Annotated in this window: 19 protein-coding genes; 8 read left to right on the top strand and 11 right to left on the bottom strand. The window is 75.1% G+C overall.

Annotated elements, in window-relative coordinates:
- Nucleotides 1–26: 26 nt before the first annotated feature.
- From QSK03_RS20910 to QSK03_RS20895, 4 genes are all read right to left on the bottom strand, one after another.
- Complete coding sequence (locus QSK03_RS20910) at nt 27–1,484, bottom strand: maltokinase N-terminal cap-like domain-containing protein (protein ID WP_285656149.1); 1,458 nt, start codon at nt 1,482–1,484, stop codon at nt 27–29.
- A complete protein-coding gene (gene treS, locus QSK03_RS20905; RefSeq protein ID WP_285656146.1) occupies nt 1,484–3,265 on the bottom strand; it encodes a maltose alpha-D-glucosyltransferase in 1,782 nt (593 codons plus the stop codon). The genes QSK03_RS20910 and treS overlap by 1 nt, the downstream gene beginning before the upstream one ends.
- A 65-nt stretch (nt 3,266–3,330) precedes the next feature.
- Nucleotides 3,331–3,831, bottom strand: a complete 501-nt coding sequence (locus tag QSK03_RS20900) for an FxsA family protein (protein WP_285656143.1) — start codon at nt 3,829–3,831, stop codon at nt 3,331–3,333.
- 93 nt (nt 3,832–3,924) lie between these two features.
- Nucleotides 3,925–6,852 (bottom strand): alpha-1,4-glucan--maltose-1-phosphate maltosyltransferase, encoded by a 2,928-nt coding sequence (locus QSK03_RS20895; RefSeq protein WP_502872205.1) that lies wholly within the window; start codon nt 6,850–6,852, stop codon nt 3,925–3,927.
- 1,556 nt (nt 6,853–8,408) lie between these two features.
- Between QSK03_RS20895 and glgP the strand changes: the two genes are divergently transcribed.
- Nucleotides 8,409–10,946, top strand: a complete 2,538-nt coding sequence (gene glgP, locus QSK03_RS20890) for an alpha-glucan family phosphorylase (protein ID WP_285656140.1) — start codon at nt 8,409–8,411, stop codon at nt 10,944–10,946.
- Nucleotides 10,947–11,013: 67 nt separating this feature from the next.
- On the opposite strand, the gene QSK03_RS20885 is transcribed toward glgP, so the two are convergent.
- Nucleotides 11,014–11,928: a DUF559 domain-containing protein gene (locus QSK03_RS20885; protein ID WP_285656137.1), complete on the bottom strand. Its 915-nt coding sequence runs from the start codon at nt 11,926–11,928 to the stop codon at nt 11,014–11,016.
- Between the two features lie 120 nt (nt 11,929–12,048).
- Nucleotides 12,049–14,118 (bottom strand): glycogen debranching protein GlgX, encoded by a 2,070-nt coding sequence (gene glgX / locus QSK03_RS20880; protein ID WP_285656133.1) that lies wholly within the window; start codon nt 14,116–14,118, stop codon nt 12,049–12,051.
- Between the two features lie 64 nt (nt 14,119–14,182).
- On the opposite strand from glgX, the gene QSK03_RS20875 reads away from it, so the two are divergent.
- From QSK03_RS20875 to QSK03_RS20860, 4 genes are read left to right on the top strand one after another with little or no spacing between them, the layout of a single operon-like run.
- Nucleotides 14,183–15,022 (top strand): ABC transporter ATP-binding protein, encoded by an 840-nt coding sequence (locus QSK03_RS20875; RefSeq protein WP_502872202.1) that lies wholly within the window; start codon nt 14,183–14,185, stop codon nt 15,020–15,022.
- A 40-nt stretch (nt 15,023–15,062) separates the two neighbouring features.
- Entirely contained in the window at nt 15,063–15,842 is a 780-nt protein-coding gene (locus QSK03_RS20870; RefSeq protein WP_285656132.1) for an enoyl-CoA hydratase/isomerase family protein, read from the top strand.
- A complete protein-coding gene (locus QSK03_RS20865; RefSeq protein ID WP_285656130.1) occupies nt 15,839–16,771 on the top strand; it encodes a class I SAM-dependent methyltransferase in 933 nt (310 codons plus the stop codon). Before QSK03_RS20870 ends, QSK03_RS20865 begins: the two co-directional genes overlap by 4 nt.
- Complete coding sequence (locus QSK03_RS20860; protein ID WP_285656377.1) at nt 16,768–17,976, top strand: THUMP-like domain-containing protein; 1,209 nt, start codon at nt 16,768–16,770, stop codon at nt 17,974–17,976. Before QSK03_RS20865 ends, QSK03_RS20860 begins: the two co-directional genes overlap by 4 nt.
- Here QSK03_RS20860 and QSK03_RS20855 read toward each other — a convergent pair.
- On the bottom strand, nt 17,940–18,899 hold the full coding sequence (locus QSK03_RS20855; protein ID WP_285656126.1) for a nucleoside hydrolase: 960 nt from the start codon (nt 18,897–18,899) through the stop codon (nt 17,940–17,942). The two genes, QSK03_RS20860 and QSK03_RS20855, sit on opposite strands and share 37 nt — an antisense overlap.
- Nucleotides 18,896–19,753, bottom strand: coding sequence for a PfkB family carbohydrate kinase (locus tag QSK03_RS20850; protein WP_285656123.1), 858 nt, complete (start codon nt 19,751–19,753; stop codon nt 18,896–18,898). Before QSK03_RS20850 ends, QSK03_RS20855 begins: the two co-directional genes overlap by 4 nt.
- A 42-nt stretch (nt 19,754–19,795) precedes the next feature.
- Here QSK03_RS20850 and QSK03_RS20845 point away from each other — a divergent pair, with 42 nt between their 5' ends.
- Entirely contained in the window at nt 19,796–20,539 is a 744-nt protein-coding gene (locus QSK03_RS20845) for an acyltransferase (protein WP_285656120.1), read from the top strand.
- Between the two features lie 32 nt (nt 20,540–20,571).
- Here QSK03_RS20845 and QSK03_RS20840 read toward each other — a convergent pair whose 3' ends face one another.
- The 3 genes from QSK03_RS20840 to QSK03_RS20830 form a co-directional block, all read right to left on the bottom strand.
- Entirely contained in the window at nt 20,572–21,846 is a 1,275-nt protein-coding gene (locus tag QSK03_RS20840) for a glycosyltransferase family 4 protein (protein ID WP_285656118.1), read from the bottom strand.
- A gap of 95 nt (nt 21,847–21,941) precedes the next feature.
- The gene (locus QSK03_RS20835; protein ID WP_285656115.1) at nt 21,942–23,498 is read right to left on the bottom strand and encodes a 1,4-alpha-glucan branching protein domain-containing protein; all 1,557 of its coding nucleotides are present in this window, start codon (nt 23,496–23,498) and stop codon (nt 21,942–21,944) included.
- A 414-nt stretch (nt 23,499–23,912) separates the two neighbouring features.
- Complete coding sequence (locus QSK03_RS20830) at nt 23,913–24,689, bottom strand: class I SAM-dependent methyltransferase (protein ID WP_285656112.1); 777 nt, start codon at nt 24,687–24,689, stop codon at nt 23,913–23,915.
- Between the two features lie 63 nt (nt 24,690–24,752).
- Between QSK03_RS20830 and QSK03_RS20825 the strand changes: the two genes are divergently transcribed.
- Nucleotides 24,753–25,664 (top strand): tyrosine-type recombinase/integrase, encoded by a 912-nt coding sequence (locus QSK03_RS20825; protein WP_285656109.1) that lies wholly within the window; start codon nt 24,753–24,755, stop codon nt 25,662–25,664.
- Nucleotides 25,665–25,843: 179 nt separating this feature from the next.
- Nucleotides 25,844–26,125 (top strand): hypothetical protein, encoded by a 282-nt coding sequence (locus QSK03_RS20820; protein WP_285656106.1) that lies wholly within the window; start codon nt 25,844–25,846, stop codon nt 26,123–26,125.
- Nucleotides 26,126–26,171: the final 46 nt, after the last annotated feature.

Raw genomic sequence — 26,171 nt, 5'->3', positions numbered from 1 at the left:
GGGTCCCACGCCCGCCGGTCAGGGGGTCAGCGGCGGGCCGCTCCGGTGTCGGTCAGCAGGCGGCGCATGGACCGCAGCGGGATCGACACCCAGGTCGGGCGGTTGCGGGTCTCGTAGAGCACCTCGTACACCGCCTTGTCGAGCTCGTAGGCCCGCAGCAGGGCCGGGTTGTCGCGCGGGTCGGTGCCGGTGACCTCGGCGTAGCCGTCGCAGAACGCGGACCGGTTGCGGTCGGCCCACTCCTGCGCCCGGCGCTCGAGCTGCGGGTCCGCCTCGTCGGCGGACTGCTCCCAGTCCGAGAGCTGGTGGAACGCGGCGTAGTCGAACGAGCGCAGCATCGCCGCGACGTCGCGCATCGGGGAGTCGGGACGCGTGCGGTCGGCGAGCGACTTCGAGGGCTCGCCCTCGAAGTCGATGACGAGCCAGCCGGTCGGGGTGCGCAGCTCCTGGCCCAGGTGCAGGTCGCCGTGGATGCGCTGCACCGTCGACGGGCCCGCCGTGGCGACCCCGCGCAGCACGGCCGCGATGGCGTCGCGCTGCTCGCGGACGCCCTCGGTCGCCTCCGCGGCGTGGTCGAGGCGCGCGAGCATCCACGCCTCGATCTCCGCCGCCCCGTCGCCGTCGAGGGGGCCCGAGCCCAGGGCGGCGGCGAGCTCGCGGTGGACCGAGCCGACGGTCTTGCCGATGCGGCGGGCCTCGCCGGCGAAGTCGCCGCCGACCTCGTCGGGCCGCAGATCGGCCTCGGCGAGCAGGTCGCGCACGCTGGTCAGGGCCATCGACCAGCCGTCCGCGGAGTTCGCCGCGTACGACTGCAGCATCGCCACGACCATCGGCTCGCCGTCCAGCTCGCCCTCGACCGCGCCGAGCAGCGGCGCGACCTCGACGCTGCCCTGGCGCCCGAGCGCCCGGTGCAGCTCGAGGTCCGGGTTGAGCCCGGCCGTGGCGCGCCGGAAGAGCTTCATGATCGCGCGCTCGCCGTAGATCACCGAGCTGTTCGACTGCTCCCCGAGCAAGGGACGTCCCGGGCCGACGATCGGCATCTCGGTGCCCGGCTCGGGCACGAAGTGCAGGGTGCCGCGCGTGGCGTCGGAGGTGATCAGCGCCAGGAACAGCCGGCTGATCCGCCCGTCGGCCAGGCCGTCGTAGACGACCTCGTCGCCGCCGTCCGGCGTGCGCCGCCGCCCGATGACCGCGTACTCGACGTCGCCCGGCGGGCTCGCCGCCACCCCCAGGACGAGCTGGTAGCGCTCCTCGGCGCTGCCGGTCCCGTCGGTGAAGGACACGCCGACGACCGCGTGCTCGACCGTGGGCAGCTCGCCCGGGGTGGAGACCACCGTGTGGGCCACCGTGCGCAGGCCCGCGATCTCGCGGCCCTTCGCCGGGAACCAGCGCTGCGTGGGCAGCCAGGCGAGCAGGTCGTCGTGCAGTCCGACGAGCGGGTCGCCAGGGTTCGGCGGGGCCCCGTCGGGGCTCGTGGCGGGCATCAGCGCTCCTGGGCCGGATGGATGGCGAACCAGTAGAACCCGTGACCCGGAAGGGTCAACAGATAGGGCAGTTCCCCGATCGCCGGGAACGGCACACCGCCCGTGAGCTCGGTGGGGACCTCGCCCTTCCACGCGATGAGGTCGAGCTCCACCGGCTGGGGGAAGCGCGACATGTTGTTGACGCAGAGCACGACGTCGCGGGCCCCGTCGGCGCCCGCGTGCTCGCGGACGTAGGCGAGCACGCTCGAGTTGGAGCCGCCGAGCTCGTGGAAGCTCCCGAGCGCGAACGCGGGGTGCTGCTTGCGGATGTCGATCATGCGGCGGTTCCAGTGCAGCAGGCTCGCCGTCGAGTTCGACTGCGCCTCGACGTTCACCGCCTGGTAGCCGTAGACCGGGTCCATGATCACGGGGAGGTTGAGCCGCCCCGGGTCGCAGGTGGAGAAGCCGGCGTTGCGGTCCGGCGTCCACTGCATCGGGCTGCGGACGCCGTCGCGGTCGCCGAGCCAGATGTTGTCGCCCATCCCGATCTCGTCGCCGTAGTAGAGGACGGGGCTGCCGGGCAGCGAGAGCAGCAGGGCCGTGAACAGCTCGAGCTGGTTGCGGTCGTTGTCGAGCAGCGGGGCCAGGCGCCGGCGGATGCCGATGTTGGCCTTCATCCGCGGATCCTTGGCGTACTCCGCGTACATGTAGTCGCGCTCGTCGTCGGTGACCATCTCGAGCGTCAGCTCGTCGTGGTTGCGCAGGAAGATGCCCCACTGCGCGTTGTGGGGGATCGCCGGTGTCTGCGCGAGGATCTCCGAGATCGGGAAGCGCGACTCGCGCCGCACCGCCATGAAGATGCGCGGCATCAGCGGGAAGTGGAACGCCATGTGGCACTCGTCGCCGCCCGCGTCGGCGTCGCCGAAGTACTCCACGACGTCGGCGGGCCACTGGTTCGCCTCGGCGAGCAGCACCCGGCCGGGGTACTCGTCGTCGACGACCTTGCGGACCCGGCGCAGGAACGCGTGGGTCTCCGGGAGGTTCTCGCCGTTGGTGCCGTCGCGCTCGTAGAGGTAGGGCACGGCGTCGAGGCGGAACCCGTCGATGCCGAGGTCGAGCCAGAACCGCAGCGCGTCGATCATCGCCTCGCACACGGCCGGGTTGTCGAAGTTGAGGTCCGGCTGGTGGGAGAAGAAGCGGTGCCAGTAGAACTGCCCGCGCACCGAGTCGTAGGTCCAGTTCGACGACTCGGTGTCGACGAAGATGATCCGCGCCTCGGGCCAGCGGGTGTCGTCGTCGGACCACACGTAGAAGTCGCCGTAGGGCCCCTCCGGGTCGCGCCGCGACTCCTGGAACCAGAAGTGCTGGTCCGACGTGTGGTTCATGACGAGGTCGGTGATGACGCGGATGCCGCGCGCGTGGGCCTGGTCGACGAACTCGACGAAGTCCTCGACGGTGCCGAACTCGCCGAGCACCTTGCGGTAGTCGCGGATGTCGTACCCGCCGTCCCGCAGCGGGGAGTCGTAGAACGGTGGCAGCCACAGGCAGTCGACGCCGAGCCAGGCGAGGTAGTCGAGCTTGTCCGTGAGCCCGGGGAGATCGCCGAAACCGTCACGATTGGAGTCGGCGAACGCGCGGACCAGCACCTCGTAGAAGACCGCGCGCTTGTACCAGCCGTCCTCGACCGGCAGCGTGCGCGCGTGCCGGAAGTCGGCGGCACTCGGGGCGTCGTAGGTGCTGGTGTCGTGTGTCGTGTCGTCCGCCACGAGCTCGTCGCCCGGTGCGCTGACTCCCTCGTTCATCAGGCGTCACGCTAGTGGTCGAACCGGGCGGCGCGCCGCACCGGTCCGGGGCCCGACGGTGTGGATCAGGAGCCCTCGCCGCTCTCGATGACCCGGCCCTCGATCACGGTGCCGCGATACGGCGCGCGGCCCGGCCCCGCGTCGGGTCCCGCGCCCCACCCGGCGGGCCCGCCGGTGCCGACGACCGTGACCGCCGGGCCCATCCGGGCGCTCCCGGCGCGCACCGCCCGGTCGGCGGCGCGGCGGGCGAGGGCCCGGCGCACCCCCGGCACCAGCAGCACGAGCGCCGCGACCGTCGACAGCAGGCCGGGCACGACGAGCAGCACGCCCGCGAGCGCGACGTACATGCCGTCGGCGACCTCGGCCTCGGCCGGGCGTCCCGAGCGCGCGGCCGTGGCCAGCTCGCTCATCGACCGGCGGCCCTCCCGCCTGATCGCCCAGGCGCCGACGACCGCGGAGAGGACGAGGACCCCGAGCAGGCCCCAGAACCCGATGGCCTGGCCGACCAGGACCAGCACGGTGATCTCGACGGCCAGGTAGACCGCGAGGGCGATGAGGATGCGCACTTCAGACCTCCCGATGGCTCTCACCGTGTCCAACGGCGCGCGGCCCCCGATCGTGCCCGATGCGCCCGGTTTCTCAGCGGGCGCACAGGGTCGCTACCGGCGCACCACCGAGATGATGTGCGCGACGTCGCGCCAGGGCTCGATGCGCACGTAGTTCGCCTCGCCCCACTCGAACGTCTGCCCGCTGACCTCGTCGAACGCCCCGAACCGCTCGTGCCAGTCCAGGCCCAGCGCCGGCATGTCGACGTGGACGGTGCCCTCCTCGACGCCGAACGGGTTCAGCGTCACGACGCAGAGCACCGTGTCCCCGGTGAGGGGGTCGGTCTTCGAGTACGCGAGCAGCGCGTCGTTGTCGGTGTCGTGGAACCGCAGCGTCCGCAGCTGGCGCAGCGCCGGGTGCGCCTGGCGCAGCTGGTTCAGCCGCGTGATCCAGGGCTCCAGGCTGCGGCCCTCGGCCAGCGCGCCGGCGAAGTCCCGCGGGCGCAGCTGGTACTTCTCCGAGTCCAGGTACTCCTCGCTGCCCGGGCGCACCGGCTGGTGCTCGAACAGCTCGAAGCCCGAGTACACCCCCCAGCTCGGCGACAGCGTCGCCGCGAGCGCCGCCCGGATCGCGAACATGCCCGGGCCACCCACCTGCAGCGACTCGTGGAGGATGTCCGGGGTGTTGACGAAGCAGTTCGGTCGGCACTCGTCGAGCCGGTCGCGGTGCAGCTCGAAGAACTCCCGCAGCTCGTCGCGCCCGGTCCGCCACGTGAAGTACGTGTACGACTGGCTGAACCCGGCCTTCGCCAGCCCGAACAGCCGCGCGGGACGGGTGAACGCCTCGGCGAGGAACACGACGCCCGGGTCGCGGCGGTGCACCTCGGCGATCAGCCAGTTCCAGAAGTTCGGCGGCTTGGTGTGCGGGTTGTCCACCCGGAACACGCGGACGCCGTGGTCCATCCAGTACAGGACGACGCGCAGGACCTCGGCGTAGATCCCCTCGGGATCGGTGTCGAAGTTGACCGGGTAGATGTCCTGGTACTTCTTCGGCGGGTTCTCGGCGTACGCGATCGTCCCGTCGGGCCGGATCGTGAACCACTCCGGGTGCTCCGCGGCCCACGGGTGGTCCGGGGCGCACTGCAGCGCGAGGTCCAGCGCCACCTCGAGCCCGAGGTCGTGGGCGTGGGCGACGAACGCGTCGAAGTCCTCGATCGTGCCGAGGTTCGGGTCGATCGCGTCGTGCCCGCCCGCGGCCGAACCGATCGCCCAGGGCGAGCCGACGTCGTCCGGCCCCGGCGTCAGCGTGTTGTTCGGGCCCTTGCGGTTGACCGTGCCCACCGGGTGGATCGGGGGCAGGTAGGCGATGTCGAAGCCCATCGCCGCGGCGCGGTCGAGCTCGCGGGTCGCGGTGGCGAACGTGCCGTGCACCGGGTGCCCGTCCTCGTCCCACCCGCCGGTCGAGCGGGGGAAGAACTCGTACCAGGCCCCGGCCAGCGCCACCGAGCGCTCGACCTGGACGTGGTGCGTGCGGCCCTCCGTGACCAGCTCCCGCACCGGGTGCTCGGTCATCGTGCGGTGCACCGGCGCGGTCATCGCCGGTCCGATGCGGCTGGCGAGGTCCTTGTCGGTGTCGCGCAGCGAGGCGGCGGCGCGGGTGAGCGTGCGCGCCAGCTCGAGCGCGGGCGGCATCGCGATGCCCCCGGTCCTCTCGCTGCCCCCCGCCGCCGTCGAACCGGCTTGGCGGGCCAGATCGACCGGGTCGTCCTCGGCGAGGCGCGGGGTGTCGCGCAGGCGCTGCTGGATGCCCTCGGCGCCGCGCTCGAGCAGCCGGGCGCCGGACTCCAGGTCGTTGGCCAGCTCGGCGCTGCCCTGACCGGCGCGGGTCTTGACGTCGACGGCGTGCCGCCACGTCGCCCAGGGGTCGCTCCACGCGTCGACGCGGAAGCTCCACAGGCCCTCGGCGTCCGGGACCACCTGGCCGGCGAATCGGTCGGTCAGCGGCCCGGTCGGCACCATCCGCGTGCTGCGCGGGGCCTGGTCGCCGCAAGAGCCCGAAGAATGTTGCTGTGTCGCGTCGGGGTCCTGCCCGTGGCTCGCTCCGCACTTCTGCCACACGACGGTTGCCGCGACCGCGTCGTGGCCCTCGCGCCACACCGTCGCCTCGACCGGGACGACCTCGCCGACCACGGCCTTCGACGGGAACCGCCCGCCCGAGACCTCCGGCGTCACCTCGTCGATCCCGATCCGGCCCTCGGGCAGCCGGTGCCGGTCGACGGCGTCGGCGGGGATGCCCGCAGCGGGGGTCGACGGCCGGCGGGTCGGTGTCACCGGCGGCGGCGGGGCCGTGGTGCCGGGCGTGGCTGCGTCGCGCGAGGCCGTGTCGGGGGTGGCCGTGTCGGGGGTGGCCGTGTCGGGCGTGGCCGTCGCCGCGGCGGCTCCGAGGGCGGTGGCGCCGACGGCGGTGGCCCCCACGGCGGTGGCCCCCACGGCGGCTGCCGCCGCGGTCGGTGAGACCTCGCTCGGGTCGGTGGACGGCGCCCCGGCCGGCTCCTCCGCGGGGACGTCGGCGCCGGTCGGGTCGGGCGCCGTCAGGTCGCCCGGCGCGTCCTCGTCGACCGTCGGCCGGGAAGCGGGCGCGCTGTCGGCGTCGGAGTCGGGGACGTCGTCCCGTGGGCGCTCCGGCGCGAGGCTCGGGACGTCGTCGCCGGCGTCGGCGTCCACCGGTCCCACCCCGAGCGGGTCGTCGTCGTCGGACCCGCCGGACGAGGTGCCGGTGGCCGAGCCGGTCGTGGTCGATCCCGGGAGCCCGTGTCCCGGGGACACGGTCGTGGTGGCGTGCTCCTCGTCGGGGTCCGCACCGTGGTCCGAGGACACGGGTGCTGCGTCGGCGTCGTCACCCAGCCCGTGCCGCGGCGCCCTCGCCGTCCCGGCGTCGGGGCCGGTCGTCGTCCCGGGGTCGTCGGCGGCGGCGGGCGGGCCGGGGACCGGACGGCGCGTCCACGGCCCACCGGACCCCGAGGACGACGGGCCCGGCGACATCGAGGAGCCCGGCGACGCGGCGGACCCGGCGGAGCTCCAGCCACCGGGCCGCGACGAGCTCGACGGGGCGGACACGTCGGTGCCGTCGGACGGGTCGGCGTCGTCGGTGCCGCGGGCGTGGGCGGCCGCACCGAGCCCGGCGGCGCCCAGGCCGACGGCACCGATCCCGGCGGCGGTGCGCCATCCGGTGTCGCGGTCCGGGGCGGGGCGCTCGTCAGCCGGATCGGTTTCCGGGGGCGCGGCGTCGGGGGCGTCCGAGGCCGCGGATCCGTCGGACGCCGAGGACTCCTCGGCGGCCACCGCGAAGGCCGCGTCGTCGGCGGGCGGGCTCCCGGTGTCCGAGGACGGGGTGTCGTCGGCGGAAGCGGTGTCGCCGGCGGAAGCGGTGTCGCCGGAGGGCGCGGTGTCGCCAGAGGGCCGCTCATCCGGGGTCGCGGCGTCGGCAGCGACCGGGGCGGGCGTCTCGTCCGCTCCCTGCTCGCCGGTGGTGTGGCGGGGCGGCACCGGCGCGTAGGGCGTCCGCGGCGTGAACCACGACGCCTCGTCGGCCCGGGACGGGCGGCCGGCCACACCGTCGGTCCCGGGGCGCGGGGTGGGCCGGTCCGGGGTCCGGTCCGGGGCGGGCGGCGGGGACGCCGGCCGGTCCGGTGACCGGTCGGGTTCGCGGTCCGACGGCGAGCTCATGTCGCGTCCGCTACCCGGATCCGCCGGGTTCGATGCGGCCGGGCCGCGCGGGGTCGGCGAGGGACCGCGCGAGGGACGACCGGTGGCGATGCCCCACGGCGGGGTGGCCGGCCGCCGCCACGGCGGGAGCGTCGGCGCCGGTGAGGAGCCGCCGTCGAGGCCCGGCATGTCGGCGCCGACCGCCCGGAACCCGTGACCCGGCGTCGGCTCGCCGCGGGGCGGACCACCCGGCCGCGGGGAGCCGTTCGCGGGGAACGGGCGCGGCGCGGGTTGGTCGGCGGGATCGGGCGACGCGAAGGGGCCCGAGGGTCCGGCGGCGTGGGGCGACGGGAACGGTCCGGAGCGGGGACCCGCCTCGCCGGGCGAGCGGAAGGACCCGGACGCGGGATCGGCGGAGCCGCCGGGGACCGGGAAGGGACCCGTCGTCGGGCGCGCGTCCGGCGGCGGGGGCGGGCCGATCTCGACGTCGTCGGCGGAGCCCCACCCGCGGCGACGCCGCAGCCAGCCCGCGGACGGCGGCCCGGTGGTGATCTCGGTGTGCCCCGGGTCGTGTGTGGGGGTCCGCCGGTCGTCGTAGCGCGGGTCGTACCGCGGCGGGTACTCCGACGTCGGCTCGTGCTCGAACGCCGGTGCGCTGGCACCGTCCGACCCGACGACCGGCTGCTCGCCGGTGGCGTCGCGCGGCGCCGTCATCTCCTGCTCAGGACCGTGGTCGGCGTCGTGCTCGGGGGGCTTCCCCGCGTCGTTCGCCCGTCGTCCGGACCGCCACCATCTCCCCAACGCGCTCACGCGACGCAGCGTAGTCAAGGGATCGATCCAGGACAGGTGGGCCCGCACGGCGCGTCGGTGGCCGCGCCGTAGTCTCCTCCCGCGTGAAGGCTCTGCGTCGCTTCTCCGTCCGCGCCCAGCTCCCGGCCGCCCTCGCGCCCCTCCAGGAGCTGGCGACGAACCTCCGCTGGACGTGGCACGGGCCCACGCAGGACCTGTTCGCGAGCGTCGACGAGGCGAGCTGGCGGGCCAGCGGCGGCGACCCCGTCCGGTTGCTCGGCGAGGTGCGCCCGCAGCGGCTGGCCGAGCTCGCGGAGGACGCCGCGTTCGTGGGCCGCGTGCAGGAGCGGGCGGACGACCTGCGCGCCTACCTGTCCGAGCCGCGCTGGTACCAGCAGCGGGGCGCCGCCGGCTTCCCCTCGGCGGTCGGCTACTTCTCGATGGAGTTCGGGGTCAGCGAGGTGCTGCCGAACTACTCGGGCGGGCTCGGCATCCTCGCCGGCGACCACCTCAAGGCCGCGAGCGATCTCGGGGTCCCCCTGGTCGCCGTCGGCCTTCTGTATCGATCCGGGTACTTCCGCCAGTCGCTGTCGCTCGACGGCTGGCAGCAGGAGCAGTACCCGGCGCTCGACCCGCAGGGCCTGCCCCTGCACCTGCTCACCGAGGCGTCGGGCGCCCCGGTGCTGATCGGCGTGGCGATGCCCGGCGGGCGGACGCTGCGCGCCCGCGTCTGGCAGGCGTCCGTGGGCCGGGTGCCGCTGCTGCTGCTCGACGCGGACATCGAGGAGAACGACCCCGACCTGCGCCAGATCACCGACCGGCTCTACGGCGGCGACGCCGAGCACCGGATTCGCCAGGAGATCCTCGTCGGGATCGGCGGCGTGCGGGCGGTGCGCGCGTTCTGCGCGCTGAGCGGCCACCCGGCGCCCGAGGTGTTCCACACCAACGAGGGGCACGCGGGCTTCCTCGGCCTCGAGCGCATCCGCGAGCTGGTGGCCGACGCGGGCCTCGACTTCGACCAGGCGCTGGCGACCGTGCGCGCCGGCACCGTCTTCACCACCCACACGCCGGTGCCGGCGGGCATCGACCGGTTCCCGATCGGGCTCGTCGAGCACTACTTCACCGCCGACATGCTGCCGGGCATCGAGCCGACCCGTGTGCTCACGCTGGGCCGGGAACCGGCCGGCGACATGTTCAACATGGCCCACATGGGCCTGCGCCTCGCGCAGCGCTCCAACGGCGTCTCGCAGCTGCACGGCGAGGTGTCGCGGGGAATGTTCCAGTCGCTGTGGGGCGGGTTCGACGCCCCCGAGGTGCCGATCGGGTCGGTGACCAACGGCGTCCACGGCCCCACCTGGACCGCCCGCGAGATCGCCGGGCTGACCGCGGGCGCCGAGGCGGCGGGCAGCCCCGAGCTGTTCGGGGTCTCCGACGCCCTGCTCTGGGAGATGCGCGGGACGCTGCGCAAGCGGCTCGTGGAGGAGGTCCGCCGCCGGGTCCGCGCGTCGTGGCTGCAGCGCGGCGCGTCCGAGCCCGAGCTCGCGTGGACCGAGCGCGTCTTCGACCCGGACGTGCTGACGATCGGCTTCGCCCGTCGCGTGCCGACCTACAAGCGCCTGACGCTGATGCTGCGCGACCAGGAGCGGCTGCGCTCGATCCTGCTCGACCCCGAGCGCCCGGTGCAGCTGGTGATCGCGGGCAAGTCGCACCCCGCCGACGAGGCGGGCAAGGGCCTCATCCAGCAGATGGTCCGGTTCGCCGACGACAACGCGGTGCGCCACCGCATCGCGTTCCTCCCCGACTACGACATGTCGATGGCCCGCTATCTCTACTGGGGCTGCGACGTGTGGCTGAACAACCCGCTGCGCCCGCTCGAGGCCTGCGGGACGTCGGGCATGAAGTCGGCGCTCAACGGGGGGCTGAACCTCTCGGTGCGCGACGGCTGGTGGGACGAGCTCTACGACGGCCGCAACGGCTGGGCGATCCCGACCGCCGACGGCGTCGACGACCCGGACCGCCGCGACGACATCGAGGCCAACGCCCTCTACGACCTGCTCGGCACCCAGGTCGCGCCGCTGTTCTACGACCGCGGCGCCGACGGCGTGCCCGACCGCTGGACCGCGCTCGTGCGGCACACGCTCGCGACGCTCTCGCCGAAGGTGCAGGCGACGCGGATGGTCACCGACTACGTCGAGCAGTGGTACGCGCCGGCGGCCCGCTCGGCGGCGCGCGTGGTGGCCGAGGGCTTCGCGGGCGCCAAGGAGCTCGCCACCTACCGCGCCCGCCTCGACGCGGCGTGGCAGTCGGTGGCCGTCGCCGAGGTCGACGCCTCCGGCGGAGCCGACACCCCGGTGCTCGGCGCGCCGATGACCGTGCGCGCCGAGGTCGCCCTCGGCGGGCTCGACCCCGACGAGGTCCTCGTCCAGGCCGTGGTGGGCCGCGCGGACGACGCCGACGAGCTCTCGGAGTCCGTCGTCGAGCCGATGACCCCGATCGGCCCGGGCCACGACGGCTCGCACCGCTTCGAGGTCGTCGTCCCGCTGCCCCACGCGGGCGTCCTGGGCTACACCGTGCGCGTCCTGCCCCGCCACGACCTGCTCGCCGCACCCGCCGAGCTCGGCCGCGTGGTCCTGCCGGCGTAGGAGACGGGCCGGGAGATCCGCGCGGGTGGAGCGCGCGTTCAGCTGAGCAGAATGCGCGCTCCACTCGTCAGGATCTCGTCCGCAGCGTCGCCCGGAGGCGGGCGAGGAAGACGTCGGGGTGCTCGCGCAGCTCGTACCAGTGTGTCCGGAGCACCAGCCAGCCCGCGGCGGCGAGGGCGGACTGGCGTGGCCCGTCGCCCAGGAACGCGCGCAGGTCGCGGTGGTAGGCCCACCCGTCGACCTCGACGATCACCTTCTCGCTGTCGAACACCACGTCGCCGACGGCGCGCCCGTACCCGGGCAGCGCGATCGCCGTGTTGGCCGCCCACCCGGTGAGGCCCCCGGACCGCAGCCGGGCGTGGAGTTCCCGCTCTGCCCACGACCGGGCACCGCCCGCGGCGAGGGCGACGATCTCGGCGCCGATCACGGCCCCGCGCCGGCAGGCGGCGCGCGTGTGCGCGTCGCGCAAGCTCTCGACGGTCACCGAACCCTTCTGCAGGGCGGTGTCGGCGACCCGCGCGCCGTCGGTGAGCCCGAGGTGCGCGGCGGCGTCGAGGACGGTGAGCGCGCGCCCGGTCACGGCGATGCCCGAGACCCTCGTCCGGTCGCACGGCGCGATCACCCGGCGCACGATGTCGACGCCGTCCCGCGGACGGGGGCGCCGGTGCGGCGCGACGGCGATCTGCGTCCGGGTCGGCGTGGTGGCGTGGAAGCCCCACCACCACGCGGCCGACGTGCCGACGAGCGTGGCGTCCGGGCCCAGCGAGAGCAGGGCCGCCACGGTCCGGGAATGGGGCGTCTTCCGGTGCTCACCCACCTGGTAGACGCGCGGGCCCGCCGGGAACCACGCTTTCGTCGCGACCTTGTACGCCACCATCTGGCGCGAGTACCCGGCGGCCTTCGCCTGCTCCAGGCTGACGATCCCGTGCTGGCGCCGGATCAGCCGCCGGAGCTCGATGCCTTGCCCGTCGTTGCTGCTCATACCGGGTTCGACGCGGCGTCGACGTCCCCGGATCCATGCCGGTGAGCGTCGAGATCCGGACGAGTGGAGCGATCGTCCGGCTGGCGTGGACGCGCGCTCCGGTCGCCGAGATCTCGCTGATCAGCTCCCTGGCGCCGCCCGCAGGACGAGGGCGGAGTGCGCCGGGACCGCGAGCGTCCCGCCGGCGGCGAGGGGCCCGGTCGACGGCGGCGCGCCGGTGGGCGTGCCGGGGTCGAGCACGGGCGTCCAGGCGGTGTCGCCGAAGGCGTCGGGCAGCAGCACGTCCACCGCCGCGGCACCGGAGTGCAGGACGAGCAGCAGCGCGGGCGCGCCACCGACCCCGGGGTCGACGCGGACGACGAGGGTGCGGCCGTGCTCGGGGAAGTCCGGCTCGGTGAACTCGCGGCCGTCGGGGTGCAGCCACGCGATGTCCGGGGCGGCGCCGTCGGGGTCGGTGTCCTCGCGGCCGTAGAAGAAGTCGGTGCGCCGCAGGGCCGGGGTGGCGCGGCGCAGGGCGAGGGCCCGGGCGACGAAGTCCACCAGGTCCGGCGAGGACCACGACCGCCACGAGGTCTCGTCGTCGAGCGAGTAGACGTTGTTGTTGCCGTGCTGGGTGTGCCCCAGCTCGTCGCCGCCGAGCAGCATCGGGGTGCCCGCGGCGAGCAGCAGCGTGGTGAGCAGGTTGCGGGACTGGCGGGCGCGCAGGGCCAGGACCGCGGGGTCGGCGGTGGGGCCCTCGACGCCGTGGTTGGCCGAGCGGTTGTCGTCGGTGCCGTCGCGGCCCTGCTCGCCGTTGGCCTCGTTGTGCTTGCGCTCGTAGGCGACGAGGTCGGCGAGGGTGAAGCCGTCGTGCGCGGTGACGAAGTTGACCGACGCGGCGGGCGTACGCGCGGGCCAGTAGAGGTCCGAGGATCCGGCGAGGCGCGTGACGATCGCCGAGATCGGGCCGTGCCCCCGCCAGAAGTCGCGGACGTCGTCGCGGAAGCGCCCGTTCCACTCCGCCCAGGCCGGCGGGAAGCCGCCCACCTGGTAGCCCTCGCCCGTGGCGTCCCAGGGCTCGGCGACGAGCTTGACCTGCGCGAGCACGGGGTCGGCGGCGATGTCGGCGAGCAGCGGCGCGGCCGGGTCGAAGGCGCCGCCGTGGGGGCGCCCGAGGGTCGAGGCGAGGTCGAAGCGGAAGCCGTCGACACCCATCGTCGTCACCCAGTACCGCAGAGAGTCCAGCGTGAGCGCGCGCACGAGCGGCGAGGCGGGGTCGAGGGTGTTGCCGCAGCCGGTGAGGTCGACGTCGCGGCCGCGGGCGTCGAGGGCGTACCAGCCGGCGGCGTCGAGGCCGCGCCACGACAGCGACGGCCCGTCGGCGCCGCCCTCGCAGGTGTGGTTGAACACGACGTCGAGCACGACCTCGAGACCGGCGGTGTGCAGCGTCGCGACCATCGCCCGGAACTCCTCGACCTCGCGGCCCGGGGTCGAGGCGTAGCGCGGGTGCGGGGCCAGGTAGGCGAGCGTCGAGTAGCCCCAGTGGTTGCGGCGCCCGCGCGCGAGCAGGGACGGCTCGTCGGCGTTCGCGAACACCGGCAGCAGCTCGACGGTGGTGACGCCGAGCCCGACGAGGTGGTCGACGACGGCGGGGTGCGCGAGCCCGGCGTAGGTGCCGCGCAGGTGCTCGGGGACGTCGGGGTGGCGCATCGTGAGATCCCGCACATGGGTCTCGTAGATCACCGTGTCCGACCAGGGCACGGCCGGCCGCGCGCCCGGCGCGTCGCTCACGGGAGCCGTGACGACCCCGTGCGGCACCGAACCCGCGGAGTCCTGGTCGCCGGGGCGGGCCGAGAACGGGTCGTCGCCCGCGAACGGGCGCGCGGCCGCCAGCGAGGTGACCTGCCCCGTCACGCGGCGGACCCAGGGGTCGACGAGCAGCTTCGCCGGATTCGTGCGCACCCCCCGCGCGGGGACCCACGGGCCGTGGACGCGCAGGCCGTAGGGGGTGCCGGCCTCGACCGCGCCGACCTCGCCGCGCCACCACCCGTCGCCGGCCCGGACGAGCTCGACGCGGCGCTCGGTGTCGCCGCCCAGCAGGCAGAGCTCCACGGCCTCCGCGCTCGGCGCGGCGGGGACGCACGCGCGCAGCACCTCGCCGTCGAGATGCGTACCGCGTGCAGCGGGTAGGTCAGTGGGGGAGCTCGACATCGTGGGGTGATCGTGCCCGATCGGCGGCGGGCCCGTCGCCCGGCGCGGGGCGTGATCCGTCAGGATGGCGGCCGTGACGCAGCCGGACGCGGAGCGCAGGACGGCCGCCGGACCCGCAGACCCCGACACCGTCATCCGCATGGAGGGCGTCGGGGTGCGGCGCAGCGGCTCGGACCTGCTGGCCGACCTCGACTGGACCGTCGAGCTCGACGAGCGCTGGGTCGTCCTGGGACCCAACGGCGCGGGCAAGACGACGCTGCTGCGGCTCGCGGCCGCCGAGATGCACCCCACGACGGGCACCGTCGAGCTGCTCGGCGAGCGGCTCGGGCGCGTCGACGTCTTCGACCTGCGCCCCCGCATCGGGCTGGCCAGCGCGAACCTCGCCGGGCGCGTGCCCGCGGACGAGGCCGCGCACGACGTCGTGCGCAGCGCCGGCTACGGCGTCGTCGGCACCTGGCGGGAGCACTACGACCCCGAGGACGACCGCCGGGCCTCGGGGCTCATGGAGATGATGGGCGTGCTGGACCTCGCCGACCGGCGGTACGCGACGCTCTCGACCGGCGAGCGCCAGCGGGTGCTGCTCGCCCGCGCGCTGATGACCGACCCGGAGATCCTCCTGCTCGACGAGCCGGCCGCCGGGCTCGACCTGGGCGCCCGGGAGGACCTCGTCGAGCTGCTCAGCGAGCTGGCCGCCGACCCGGACGGGCCGGCGACGGTGATGGTGACCCACCACGTCGAGGAGATCCCGCCCAACTGCAGCCACGCGATGCTGATGCGCGACGGCCGCGTGGTGGCGCAGGGGCTGCTCGACGACGTGATGACCTCGGAGAACCTGTCGGCCACGTTCGACCAGCCGCTGGAGCTCTCCAGCCGGCGGCGGCGCTTCACGGCGGTGCGGCGATAGGGTCCCCGCCGACGCAGAACCTGATCGAGGAGGCCCATCGGTGACGGAGTTCGTGCGGCTCGAGGTGGACGGCGGGGTGGGCACGATCCGCCTCGACCGGCCCCCGATGAACGCGGTGAACCGCCAGGTCAACGTCGAGCTGGCCGAGGTCGCCGCGGAGGCGACCAGCCGCGCCGACGTGCGCGCCGTGGTCGTCTACGGCGGCGAGAAGACGCTGGCCGCGGGCGCCGACGTCAAGGAGATGGCCGAGCTCTCGTACGCCGAGATGGCCGAGCGGACCCACGAGCTCTCGCGCGGGTTCGGCGCCGTCTCGGAGATCCCGAAGCCCGTGGTCGCCGCGATCACCGGCTACGCGCTCGGCGGCGGCTTCGAGATCGCGCTGTCCTGCGACCGCCGGATCGCCGGCGACAACGCCACGGTCGGCCAGCCCGAGATCCTGCTCGGGATCATCCCGGGCGGCGGCGGGACGCAGCGGCTCGCGCGCCTCGTCGGCCCGGCGAAGGCCAAGGACATCATCTTCAGCGGCCGCTTCGTCAAGGCCGCCGAGGCCCTGGAGCTGGGCCTGGTCGACGAGGTCGTCGCGCCCGACGAGGTCTACACGCGCGCCCACGCCTGGGCCGCCCAGTTCGCGAACGGCCCCACGCGCGCCCTCGCCGCCGCGAAGCAGGCGATCGACCGCGGGCTGGACATGGACCTGCGTGACGGCCTGACGTTCGAGTCCGAGGTGTTCGCCGCGCTCTTCGGCACCGAGGACCAGACGATCGGGATGCGCTCGTTCGTCGAGAACGGGCCGGGCAAGGCCCAGTTCCTGGGCCGATGACCGCGTCGCAGCAGGACGTCGAGGCCGCGCTCACGGACCCGAAGCTCGCGAACGTCCTCTACCACGACTGGGAGTCGGCCTCGTACGACGAGAAGTGGTCGATCTCGTTCGACGAGCGATGCACGACGTTCGCGGTCGACCGGTTCCGGGCGGTGAGTCCCGGCTCCGAGACGTACGATCACGCCCTCGAGCTCGGTTGCGGTACCGGGTTCTTCCTGCTCAACCTCATGCAGGGCGGCGTCGCGCGCCGCGGCACGGTCACCGACCTCTCTCCCGGCATGGTCGAGGTCGCGACGCGCAACGCGTCGCACCTGGGGCTGGACGTCTCCGGTCGCGTCGCGGACGCCGAGACGATCCCGGTGGAGGACGCGAGCGTCGACCTCGTGGTCGGGCACGCCGTGCTGCACCACATCCCCGACCTCGACACGGCGTTCCGCGAGATCCTGCGGGTGCTGAAGCCCGGCGGGCGGTTCGTGTTCGCCGGGGAGCCGACGCGCCTCGGTGACCTCTACGCCCGCAAGCTGGGGCAGGCGACGTGGTGGGCGACGACCCGGTTCGCCCCGTCGTCCTGGCTGCGCCCGCGGACCGAGCTCGACGAGTCCTCGCGCGCGGCGGCCCTGGAGTCGGTGGTGGACCAGCACGTCTTCGACCCGGACCGCCTGGAGCGCTTCGCGCACGCCGCGGGTGCGGTCGACGTCCGCGTCGTCACCGAGGAGCTCACCGCCGCCGTGTTCGGGTGGCCGGTGCGGACGTTCGAGGCCGCGGTGCCGCCGGAGCGGCTCGGCATGGGCTGGGCGATGTTCGCGTACCGCACCTGGCAGCGGCTGTCGTGGGTGGACGCGCACGTGATGTCCCGCGTCGTCCCGCGCTCGCTGTTCTACAACGCGCTGGTCACGGGCGTGCGGCCGCCGGAGCCGGTGCAGCTCTGACGTACGGGTTCACCCTCGACGACGTCGCGTACCTGGCCTCGGACGGGGGGCGCGAGGCGGTGGCGTCGGTGCCGACCGGGGGTGACCGGCTGAAGCTGGTGGCGGCGCTGCGCGAGCGTCTCGGCGACCGGGCCGCGCCCGTGCTAGAGACCGCGCTGCTCCAGGAACGCGCCCGCGGGCGGATCCCGGAGGGCTGGTTGTTGACCGGCGACGCGGCGGAGCAGGCCACGGCGGCACCGGTGGCGGCGCACCGGGCGCGCCGGCTCGCGGGCCGCGACGTCCACGACGTGACGTGCTCGGTGGGCGCGGAGCTGGCGGCCCTGCGGGGTGTGGCGGGGCGGGTGCTCGGCTCCGACCTGGATCCCGTGCGGCTGGCCATGGCGCGGGTGAACGTCCCGGGCGTGCCGCTCGTGCGGGCGGACGCCCTGGCGCCGTGCTCGCGGGACACGGTGCTCGTCGCCGACCCGGCCCGCCGCACCGCCGCGGGCCGCCGCACCTGGCGCCCCGCCGACTTCGCGCCGCCGTTGGACGATCTCGCGGCCGTGGCGCTCGGTGATCGAAGTGCCGATACGGACGCTGAGTGTCTGCGACGGCACTTCGCTGACACCCCGGACCACGATCTGGTCGTATCGACCGCGCCCGGGCTCGATCCGGCGCTGGTGCCGTGGGCGCAAGAGGTCGAGATCGTCAGCCTCGACGGCCGCGTGCGGGAGGCGGCGCTGTGGTCGGCGGGCCTCGCGAGGACCTCCCGTCGCGCCACGGTGCTGTCGAGTCGCGGCGCGGATGTCGAGGTCACCGACGCCGAGGACGACGCCTGCCCCGTCGCCCCGGCGGGGGAGTGGATCGTCGACCCGGACGGCGCCGTCGTCCGGGCCGGGCTCGTCCGCCAGTACGGCGCGCGGCACGGGCTCTGGCGCCTCGACGAGCACCTCGCCTACCTCTCCGGCGACGCCCCGCCGCCGGGCATCCGGGCCTTCCGGGTGCTCGAGCACGGCCGCTACGGCGAGAAGACGCTGCGCCGGACGTTGGCCGCGCGCGGGGTCGGCCGCCTCGAGATCCTCGTCCGCGGCCTCGACGTCGACCCGAACGCCCTGCGCCCCCGGCTCAAGCTCGCCGGACCGCACGAGGCCACCGTCGTCCTCGCCCGCCTCGCGTCCGGGCCGGAGGCCTATGTCTGCGAGGCCGCGGCGCCCGGCCGGTCCTGAAGGCGCCGGAGCAGCTCGCCGCGCACCGTGTCGACGTCCGTCCCCTCGGGCAGCGCGACGTCCACGGCCCGGCCCCCGGGCGCCCGCCCCCGGCGGTCGGCGTGCACGGTGCCACGGCTCGGGCCGAGCGTCGTGTCGACCTCGAGCTCGAGCGGCACCGTCGCCAGGGTCCCGGGCGCGACGGCCTCGAGCAGCGCGACCGCGTCGTGGATCGGCACGCGGTCCACGCCGAGCGCCTCGCCGCGGCCGTAGACGTCGCGTGTCGCCGCCAGCGCCTCGCCGAGGGGGCCGGACGCGGCGAGCGCCTCCAGCCACGCGCGGTCGACCGTCACGACGTGCGTGAGGTCCAGCGGGACCAGCGTCGTCGGGACCCGCTCCTCGACGAGCACGCGGCGGGCGGCCTCGGGGTCGGACCACACGTTGAACTCGGCGGCGGCGCTGACGTTGCCTCCGATGCCGATCGAGCCGCCCATGACGACGAGGCGCCCGATGCGCCTGGCCAGGTCCGGGCGGGTCGCGAGCAGCAGCGCCACGTTGGTGAGGGGGCCGATCGCGGCGAGGACGACGGGCTCGGCGGCCGCCTCGAGCACGCGGGTGATCACGTCGAGCGCGCGTCCGACGGGCTCCGGGCCGAGCGGGCCGAAGCGCTCGGCGACGCCGCCGAGCCCGTCGTCCCCGTGGACGTCGGCCGCCCGCTGCGTCGTGGGGTGGATGAGCGGGCGCTCGGCGCCGACCCCGAGCGGGACGTCGCTGCGCCCGAGCATCCCGAGCAGCCGGCGGGCGTTCGTCGTGGTCGTCGGCAGGTCGACGTTGCCGAACACGGCGGTCACCGCGCGCAGGTCGGCCTCCGGGGCGCGGGCGGCGAGGGCGATCGCGTAGGCGTCGTCGACGCCCGGGTCGGTGTCGATGACCAGCGGGATCACGGGACGTCGATCTCGCCGAGGGTCGGCAGCGACGGCTGGGCGCCGGCGCGGGTGGCGGCGAGCGCCCCGGCGCGGCAGGCGCGGCGCAGCGCGGTGACGTCGTCGACCTCCGTCGCCAGCGCCAGGGCCAGCGCCGCGGTGAACGCGTCCCCGGCCGCGGTGCCGTCGACGGCGTCGATCGGCGGCGGTTCGGCGCGGGCGACGATCCGTCCCCGCCGGCGGAGCTCCGCGCCCGCCTCGCCGTGGGTGACGGCGACGGCGCGCAGGGCGTCGAGGTCGGCGTGCGCGGCGAGGACGCCGTGCTCGGCAGCGTTCACGCACAGCAGGTCGACGCCGGCGAGGACGTCCCCGGGGACGGCCCGCGCGGGGGCCGCGTTGAGCACGCAGTAGCCCGGGGAGGCCATGGCGGTGGCGACTGCCTCGTCGGGCACCTCGAGCACGGTGAGCACGACGTCGGCGCGGAGGTCGCCGGGGTGCACGACGAGGGCGTCGTTGGCGCCGGGGTCGATGACGATCGTGGTGTCGCCGTCGTCGTCGACCTGGATCATCGCGGTGCCGGTGGGCCGGTCGACGATGGTGATGGCGGAGAGGTCGACGCCGCCGTCACGGAGCAGGGCCAGGGCCTCGCCGGCGAGCGGGTCGTCGCCGACCGCGGCGTGCAGCCGGACCCGGGCGCCCAGGCGCGCGGCGGCGAGGGCCTGGTTCGCGCCCTTGCCGCCGGGTACGCGCGTCACCCCGTGGGCGGACAGCGTCTCCCCGGGCGCGGGCAGGCGTTCGACGCGCGCGACGAGGTCGAGGTTGACGCTGCCGACGACGCTGACCGACGGGGCGGCCGTCGAGCCGGGGCGGGACACCGGGCGATCGTAGGGGGGTCACCGATCGTAGGGTCTGGCACCGTGAGGTCGGACCCGCGCCAGCCGCGACTGCTCACCGGGGATTCGCTGCGCTGGATCGTGCGCCATCGCGCGTGGACGCCCTATCACCTCCGGTGCTACTGGCGGATGATCAAGGTGCGGATCCGGCAGCCGCACATCCTGCTTCACGGGCTCGTGTTCCTCGGCAAGGGCGTGCAGCTCGAGGCGCGGGAGGGCTTCGGGCGCCTGGAGATCGGCCGGTTCGTGCACATCGGCGACCACACGCGCCTGCGCTGCCACGAGGGCTCGCTGCGCATCGGGGACAAGTCGGTGTTCGGCAACGAGAACACGGTCAACTGCTACCTGGACATCGAGTTCGGCGAGGCGACGCTGCTCTCGGACTGGATCTACGTCTGCGACTTCGACCACCGCTACGCCGACGTCCACGTGCCGATCAAGGACCAGGGCATCGTCAAGACCCCGGTGCGCATCGGGCCGGAGACGTGGATCGGGACGAAGGTGAGCGTGCTGCGGGGCGCGCGGGTCGGGCGCGGGTGCGTGCTCGGCGCCCACGCCGTGGTGCGCGGCGACGTGCCCGACCACGCCGTGGCCGTGGGCGCGCCGGCGCGGGTCGTCCGCGACCGCATGGCGGACTACGAGGCCGCGGCGGCGGAGCGCGAGGCCCTCGCCGACATCGCGCGCAAGACGGCCCTCGCGGCGGGGCAGGCGGCCTCGGAGGACGGCGCGCCGGGCACCTCGGCAGGCGAGCCGGCCCGCCCCGTGTGAGCAGTTGGCGCCCCTCCCGGGGCGCCAACTGCTCACGTGAGGCCGAAGACGTTCCCTGACGGGATCTTGGGGCGGCCGAGGGCCAGGGGCGGCCCGGGTGTCGCGGCGGCGTAGACGGCCGCGGTCTCGGCGGCGATGCGCGGCCAGGCGAAGTCGGTGTCGAGGCGGGCCCGGGCGGCGCGAGCGCGCTCCTGCGCGGCCGCCGGGTCGTCGAGGCAGCGGATCACCGCGGCGGCGAGACCCGGGACGTCACCGGGATCGAAGGACAGACCGGTGACCCCGTCGACGACCACCTCGCCCAGCCCGCCGGCCCGCGACGCGACCAGCGGCGCCCCGGCGGCCGCCGCCTCGAGCGCGGTGATGCCGAACGGCTCGTAGCGGCTCGGGAGCACGGCGGCGTCGGCGGTCGCGAGGAGGTCGCGGAGCACGGCGTCGTCGACGTGCCCGAGCAGCTGCACCGACCGGCGGACGCGGGCGGCGCGGGCGCGCTCGGCGAGCCAGTCGCCGCACGATCCGGTGCCGGCCACCAGCAGCCGCGTGCCGGGATGCGCCCGGCGGATCGCGGGGAGGGCGGCGACGAGGTCGTGCACGCCCTTCTCCCACTCGAGGCGGCCGAGGTAGAGCAGCGTCGGGGGTCCGTCCGGCCGGGTCGGCGCACCGGGGTGCGCCTCCGGCGCGGCAGCTCCGCGGCGCTGCGTGCCGCGGACCCAGCCGGCGGGGTCGATGCCGTTGTGGATCACCGTGACGTCATCGGGGTCGAGGTCGAACAGGCCCGCCACCTCGGCGCGCATCGACTCCGAACACGTGACGACGCGGTCTGCGCGGCGGGCGAGCCACCACTCCACCGAGTGCACCTGCTGGTTGAGGGGCTGGGAGAGCCAGCCGCCGTGGCGCCCGGCCTCGGTCGCGTGCACCGTCGCGACCAGCGGGACGCCGGCGAGCTCGGCCAGCGCGACGGCGGCGTGGGCGACCAGCCAGTCGTGGGCGTGGACGACGTCGGGGGTCCACTCCCGGAGCAGCGGCGCCGTCCCGCGGACCATCGCGTGGCCGAGCCCGAGGGTCCAGGCGACGAGGTCGCGCACGAACTCCAGGTGCGGCGGGTCCTCGCCGACCCGCAGCACGCGCACGCCGTCGGCGCGCTCGAGCGTCGTCGGGTGCGTCTCGGCGTCGGTGCCGGCCGGGTGGCGGGCGACGACGACGACGTCGTGCCCGGCGTCGGCGAGTGATGTCGCGAGCGCGTGCACGTGCCGGCCGAGCCCGCCGACCACGACCGGCGGATATTCCCAGGACAGCATCAGCACCCGCACCGGCGGCCCCTTCCCGACCCATGATCGAAGTACCGTTACGGACGCTCTGAGTGTCGATGAGGGGAGCACGCCGATAGGGGCGCTTCGCTGACCAGTCAGGCGAGCGACCCTACTCCCGAGTAGGGAGGGGTGGCGCGGCGGCGGTCACCGGGGTCGCGGCGGCGCAGCGCGCGGGCGTCGACGCGCCCGAACAGGTCGTCCTGGGCCGCGAACTCGGCCGCGCGGGCGGCTGCCTCGGCGTGACGGCCGGCGGGCAGGAGGTCGGTGAGCTCGCGGACGCGGTCGCGGTGCTCGGCGGCGCGGCGGCGGGCGTAGTGCGCGGCCGAGTCCTTGGTGACCATGAACGCCCAGTCGCTCGAGAGGGCCAGCGCGGCCTGGGTCGCCAGCGCGTCGAGGGTCGCGTCGCGGCCCGCGGTCGGCGCCGCACCGTCGACGGCGGCGAGCAGGCGGTCGGCGACCTCGGCGTTGTCGGCCACGAGGTCGCGCACGCCGGACCCGTCCCACACGCGCCAGTCCTTGCCCGACCCCCACGACGACGCGGGCAGCACGACCGGCTCCTCGACGTGCCCGGCCTCGACCGCGCCGCGCAGCGTGGTGACGCGGATGCCCGCCTCCGGCAGGGCGGTCAGGACGGCCTCGAGCCACGCCGGGCCCTCGTGCCACCAGTGCCCGAACAGCTCGGTGTCGAACGCGGACACCACGAGCCCCGGGCGCCCGCGGCCGTCCCGCAGGTCCTCCAGGCGGCGCCGCACCACGCCGACGAAGTCCGCGGCGTCGCGGGCGACCGCCGCCGCGGCCCGCGCCGGGTCGTACGGCTTTTTGTCCCCGGGCGCCACCCGCCGGCCCGTGACCCGGGCGGGCTTGAGCCCGGTGGCGTGGTCGAAGGTGTGGAAGTCGCGGTAGTCCGGGCCGCCCGGGTAGCTCGCGCGCGGGGACCACACGCGGTAGGTCACCTCGAGATCCCGCCCGAACGCCACGACGTCGGTGCCGTCGACCGGGTGCGCGGCCGCGGTGTCGCCGCGCAGCGCCGGGCCGTCGACGAGGAAGCGCTCGACGCCGGCGGCGGCGTAGTCGTGCTCCAGGCCGGGCGCGTAGCCGCACTCCGGCGCCCAGATGCCCGCGGGGCGCCGACCCAGGCGCAGCGACGCGTCGCGCAGCCCGGCGTCGAGCAGGAAGCGGCGCACGCGCCCGGGCAGCAGGGGGGCGAAGGGGTGGGTGGCCGGTCCGCCGAGGAGCTCGACGACCCCGGCGTCCGCCAGGCGCCGGAAGACCGGTGACGCCCCGTGCCGCCAGTCGCGCTCGAAGACCTCCAGCGCGTGGGCGGCCGCCCGGTGCTCGCGGGTGGCCAGCGCCGGGTCCGTCCGGTGTGCTTCGTGCGCCCGCAGCTGCCAGTCGGCGAGCCACGTGTGCATCGCGCGCAGCGCCGCGGGGTGGTCGAGCTGCGCGGCGAGCACCGGGGTCACGCCGAGCGTCAGGACGTCGCGGTGGCCCCGGGACGCGAGCCGCTCGAGGGTCTCGACGACGGGGAGGTACGCGTGCGCCCACGCCTGGTAGAGCCAGTCCTCGCCGACGGGCCAGGCGCCGTGGCGCATCAGCCACGGCAGGTGCGAGTGCAGGACGAGGCAGAAGGTGCCCACCGGTTCCCTGCTCAACCACGCTCCCTCTCGTCGCCCCCTGCCGGGGCGCCGAGTCTCGCACGGGCCCCGGGCGGCGGTTCCGAGCGAAGGGGCCCTCCGGTCGCTCAGGAGGGCGGGAGGCGCCGGTCGCCGGCGCCGCGGGCTCCGGCGGCAAGGGACACGTTCCGCATGATCATCGGGCCTCGCGAGCTGCGGAAGGTGCTTCTCGCGTGTGGGTGCGGGTCCGGGTGCGCCCCGGCGCGGCGGCGAGGGGCACCTTTCGCATGATCATCGAGGGTCTCGCCCTGCGGAACGTGCTGCTCGCGGCGCGCGCCCAGGTCCCGGCTCGCCCCGGTCCCGGCCCGCCTCGGCGTGTCGCGCCGGCGAGCATGTGGCGATCCTGGCGTCACACGCCAGCAAAGCCGCATCGCTCGAACACCCGCCCCGACCTCAGCCGGGCCGCACCGCCGTGACGAGCAGGTCCAGCGAGGTGTCGAGGTCGTCGGCGCGCAGGTCGAAGTCGGCGGCGGTCACCGCGGCGACGTCGGCCGCCAGCGACTCCGGCCACACCTCGCCGGACAGCGCCAGCGCCACCTGCGCGTCGACCAGCGACCCCCCGTGGCGCGCGTCGAGGACGCGCAGGGCCGGGCCGTGGTGCAGCCCGAGCAGCGACTCCACGGCGAGCCCGGCGGACGTCACCAGCGACGCCAGCTCGGACCCGGTCAGCTCCCGGGTGTGGAACGGGTTGAGCGGGCGGTCCTCGGGGCCGGCGCCCGGCGAGAAGGTCAGGCGGTTGGGCGTCGCGCAGTACAGCCGCCCGCCGGGCCGCAGGACCCGCGCGCACTCGGCGAGGAAGCCGGGCTGGTCCCACAGGTGCTCGATCACCTGCAGCGTCACGACGGCGTCGACGCTGCGGTCGGCCAGCGGCAGCACCTGGAGGTCCGCGCGGGCGACGGCCACCGACCGGTACCGCGACCGCACGTACGCCGCCACCGCCGCGTCCAGCTCGAGGGCGACGACCCGCCGCGCCGACGAGGCGAGCAGCGCCGCCCCGTATCCCTCACCCACCCCGGCGTCGAGGACGACGAGGTCCGCGCACCGGGCCGCCAGCGCGAGGTAGACCGCCTCGTGGCGCCGGAACCAGTAGTTCTCGTGACAGACATCGGGCACGGTGCGCTCTCCAGTCAACGGCAAGCTAGCCGCTTGACCTGCGGCGATGTTCGCCATCGGCGGACCTCCTCTCGGATCGACGGTTCCGCACAGCGCTCCGTGTGACGGTAACCTACACCCGTGCGCGACGAGCTGGCCGATCTTGCTGACGAGTGGTCCCTGACCCTGACCGAGGTGTCCGAGGAGACCCGTCGCGTGTACCGCCGCGGCGTCGACCAGTTCGCCACCTACCTCGCGGCGTCGCATCCCGAGCTGACCGACCCGAGCGAGATCACCGCCCGCCACGTGCAGGGCTGGTCGCGCCAGCTGGTCGAGCAGGGCCGCAGCAAGGCCACCCGGCGCGTGCGGCTGATCAGCCTGCGGCTGTTCCTGAGCTACCTCGCCGACGAGGGCGTGATCGAGGGCAACCCGGCGGCGAAGGTCGAGCTGCCCGCGGTCGAGCCGCCGATCGTGCCGGTTGTCCATGACGACGATCTCGCGTCACTGCTGCGTGCCTGCGAGGGCCGCGCGTTCGTCGACCTGCGGGACACGGCGCTGATTCGCGTCCTGCTCGACACCGGCGCCCGCCGGGCCGAGGTCGTCGGCATCGACGTCGCCGACGTCGACCTCCGCGCGCAAGAGATCACGCTGCGCCGGACCAAGGGCTCCCGGCCGCGGATCGTCCCCTTCGGCGGCAAGACCGCGCTGGCACTACGGCGCTACCTGCGTGCTCGCGCGAAGCACTCCGGGACCGAGAGCCCGGCGCTGTTCGTGACCACGCGGCGCGGGCCGAGCGGGTGGCGGCTCTCCGGCGGCGGGCTTGCCGAGATGATCCGGCGCCGCTGCGCGCTGGCCGGGCTCTCCCCACTGCACCCCCACCAGTTCCGGCACACCTTCGCCCACGACCTGCTCGCCCACGGCGCGAACGAGGGCGACGTGGAGCGGCTGGCCGGGTGGCGCTCGCCGACGATGGTCCGCCGCTACGGGGCCAGCGCCGCCGACGAGCGCGCCCGCGATTCCGCCCGGCGACTCGGCCGCGGAGACCGCGTGTAAACGATTCTGTCAGTTAGTCACTCAGTCACTAACAGACAATTCCGGAGATTACAGCGCAGAATTGAAAAGCGCTGTGCTTCGTGATCTAATCGGGGCAGTCCTCGCGGAGAGCAGCGAGCGCCAGCAGTGAGACGGGCGAGGGCGATCACCGTCCACACCCCGCCGAAGGACTCGCTGCTATGGCCTCCACCGAGGAGCGTCGCCTGATCGCCCAGGTCGCTGCTCACACCAGCTGGTCGAACACGCCCGACCGTTCCGCGCGTACCGCGCCTGCTCGCGACGCGCTCATGGCCAGCTTCGAGCGCCAGGTCGACCCCGAGGGCACCTTGCCCGCCGCCGAGCGCGCTCAGCGCGCCGAGCACCTGCGCAAGGCCCACTTCGCTCGACTCGCGCTGAGGTCGGCCGCCGTGCGGCGCAAGGCCCGCGACGAGCGCGAGGCCGCCGCCGCCGAGAGCGCCTGATCACTCACCCGGATACGCGAAAGACCGGGCAGCTCCCCAGCCGGAC

This window comes from Actinomycetospora sp. NBRC 106375 (genome assembly GCF_030269665.1).
In the GTDB taxonomy this organism is placed as follows: domain Bacteria; phylum Actinomycetota; class Actinomycetes; order Mycobacteriales; family Pseudonocardiaceae; genus Actinomycetospora.
Note: the sequence above shows the minus strand (reverse complement) of the source record. Positions and strands in the feature narration are given on the sequence as shown.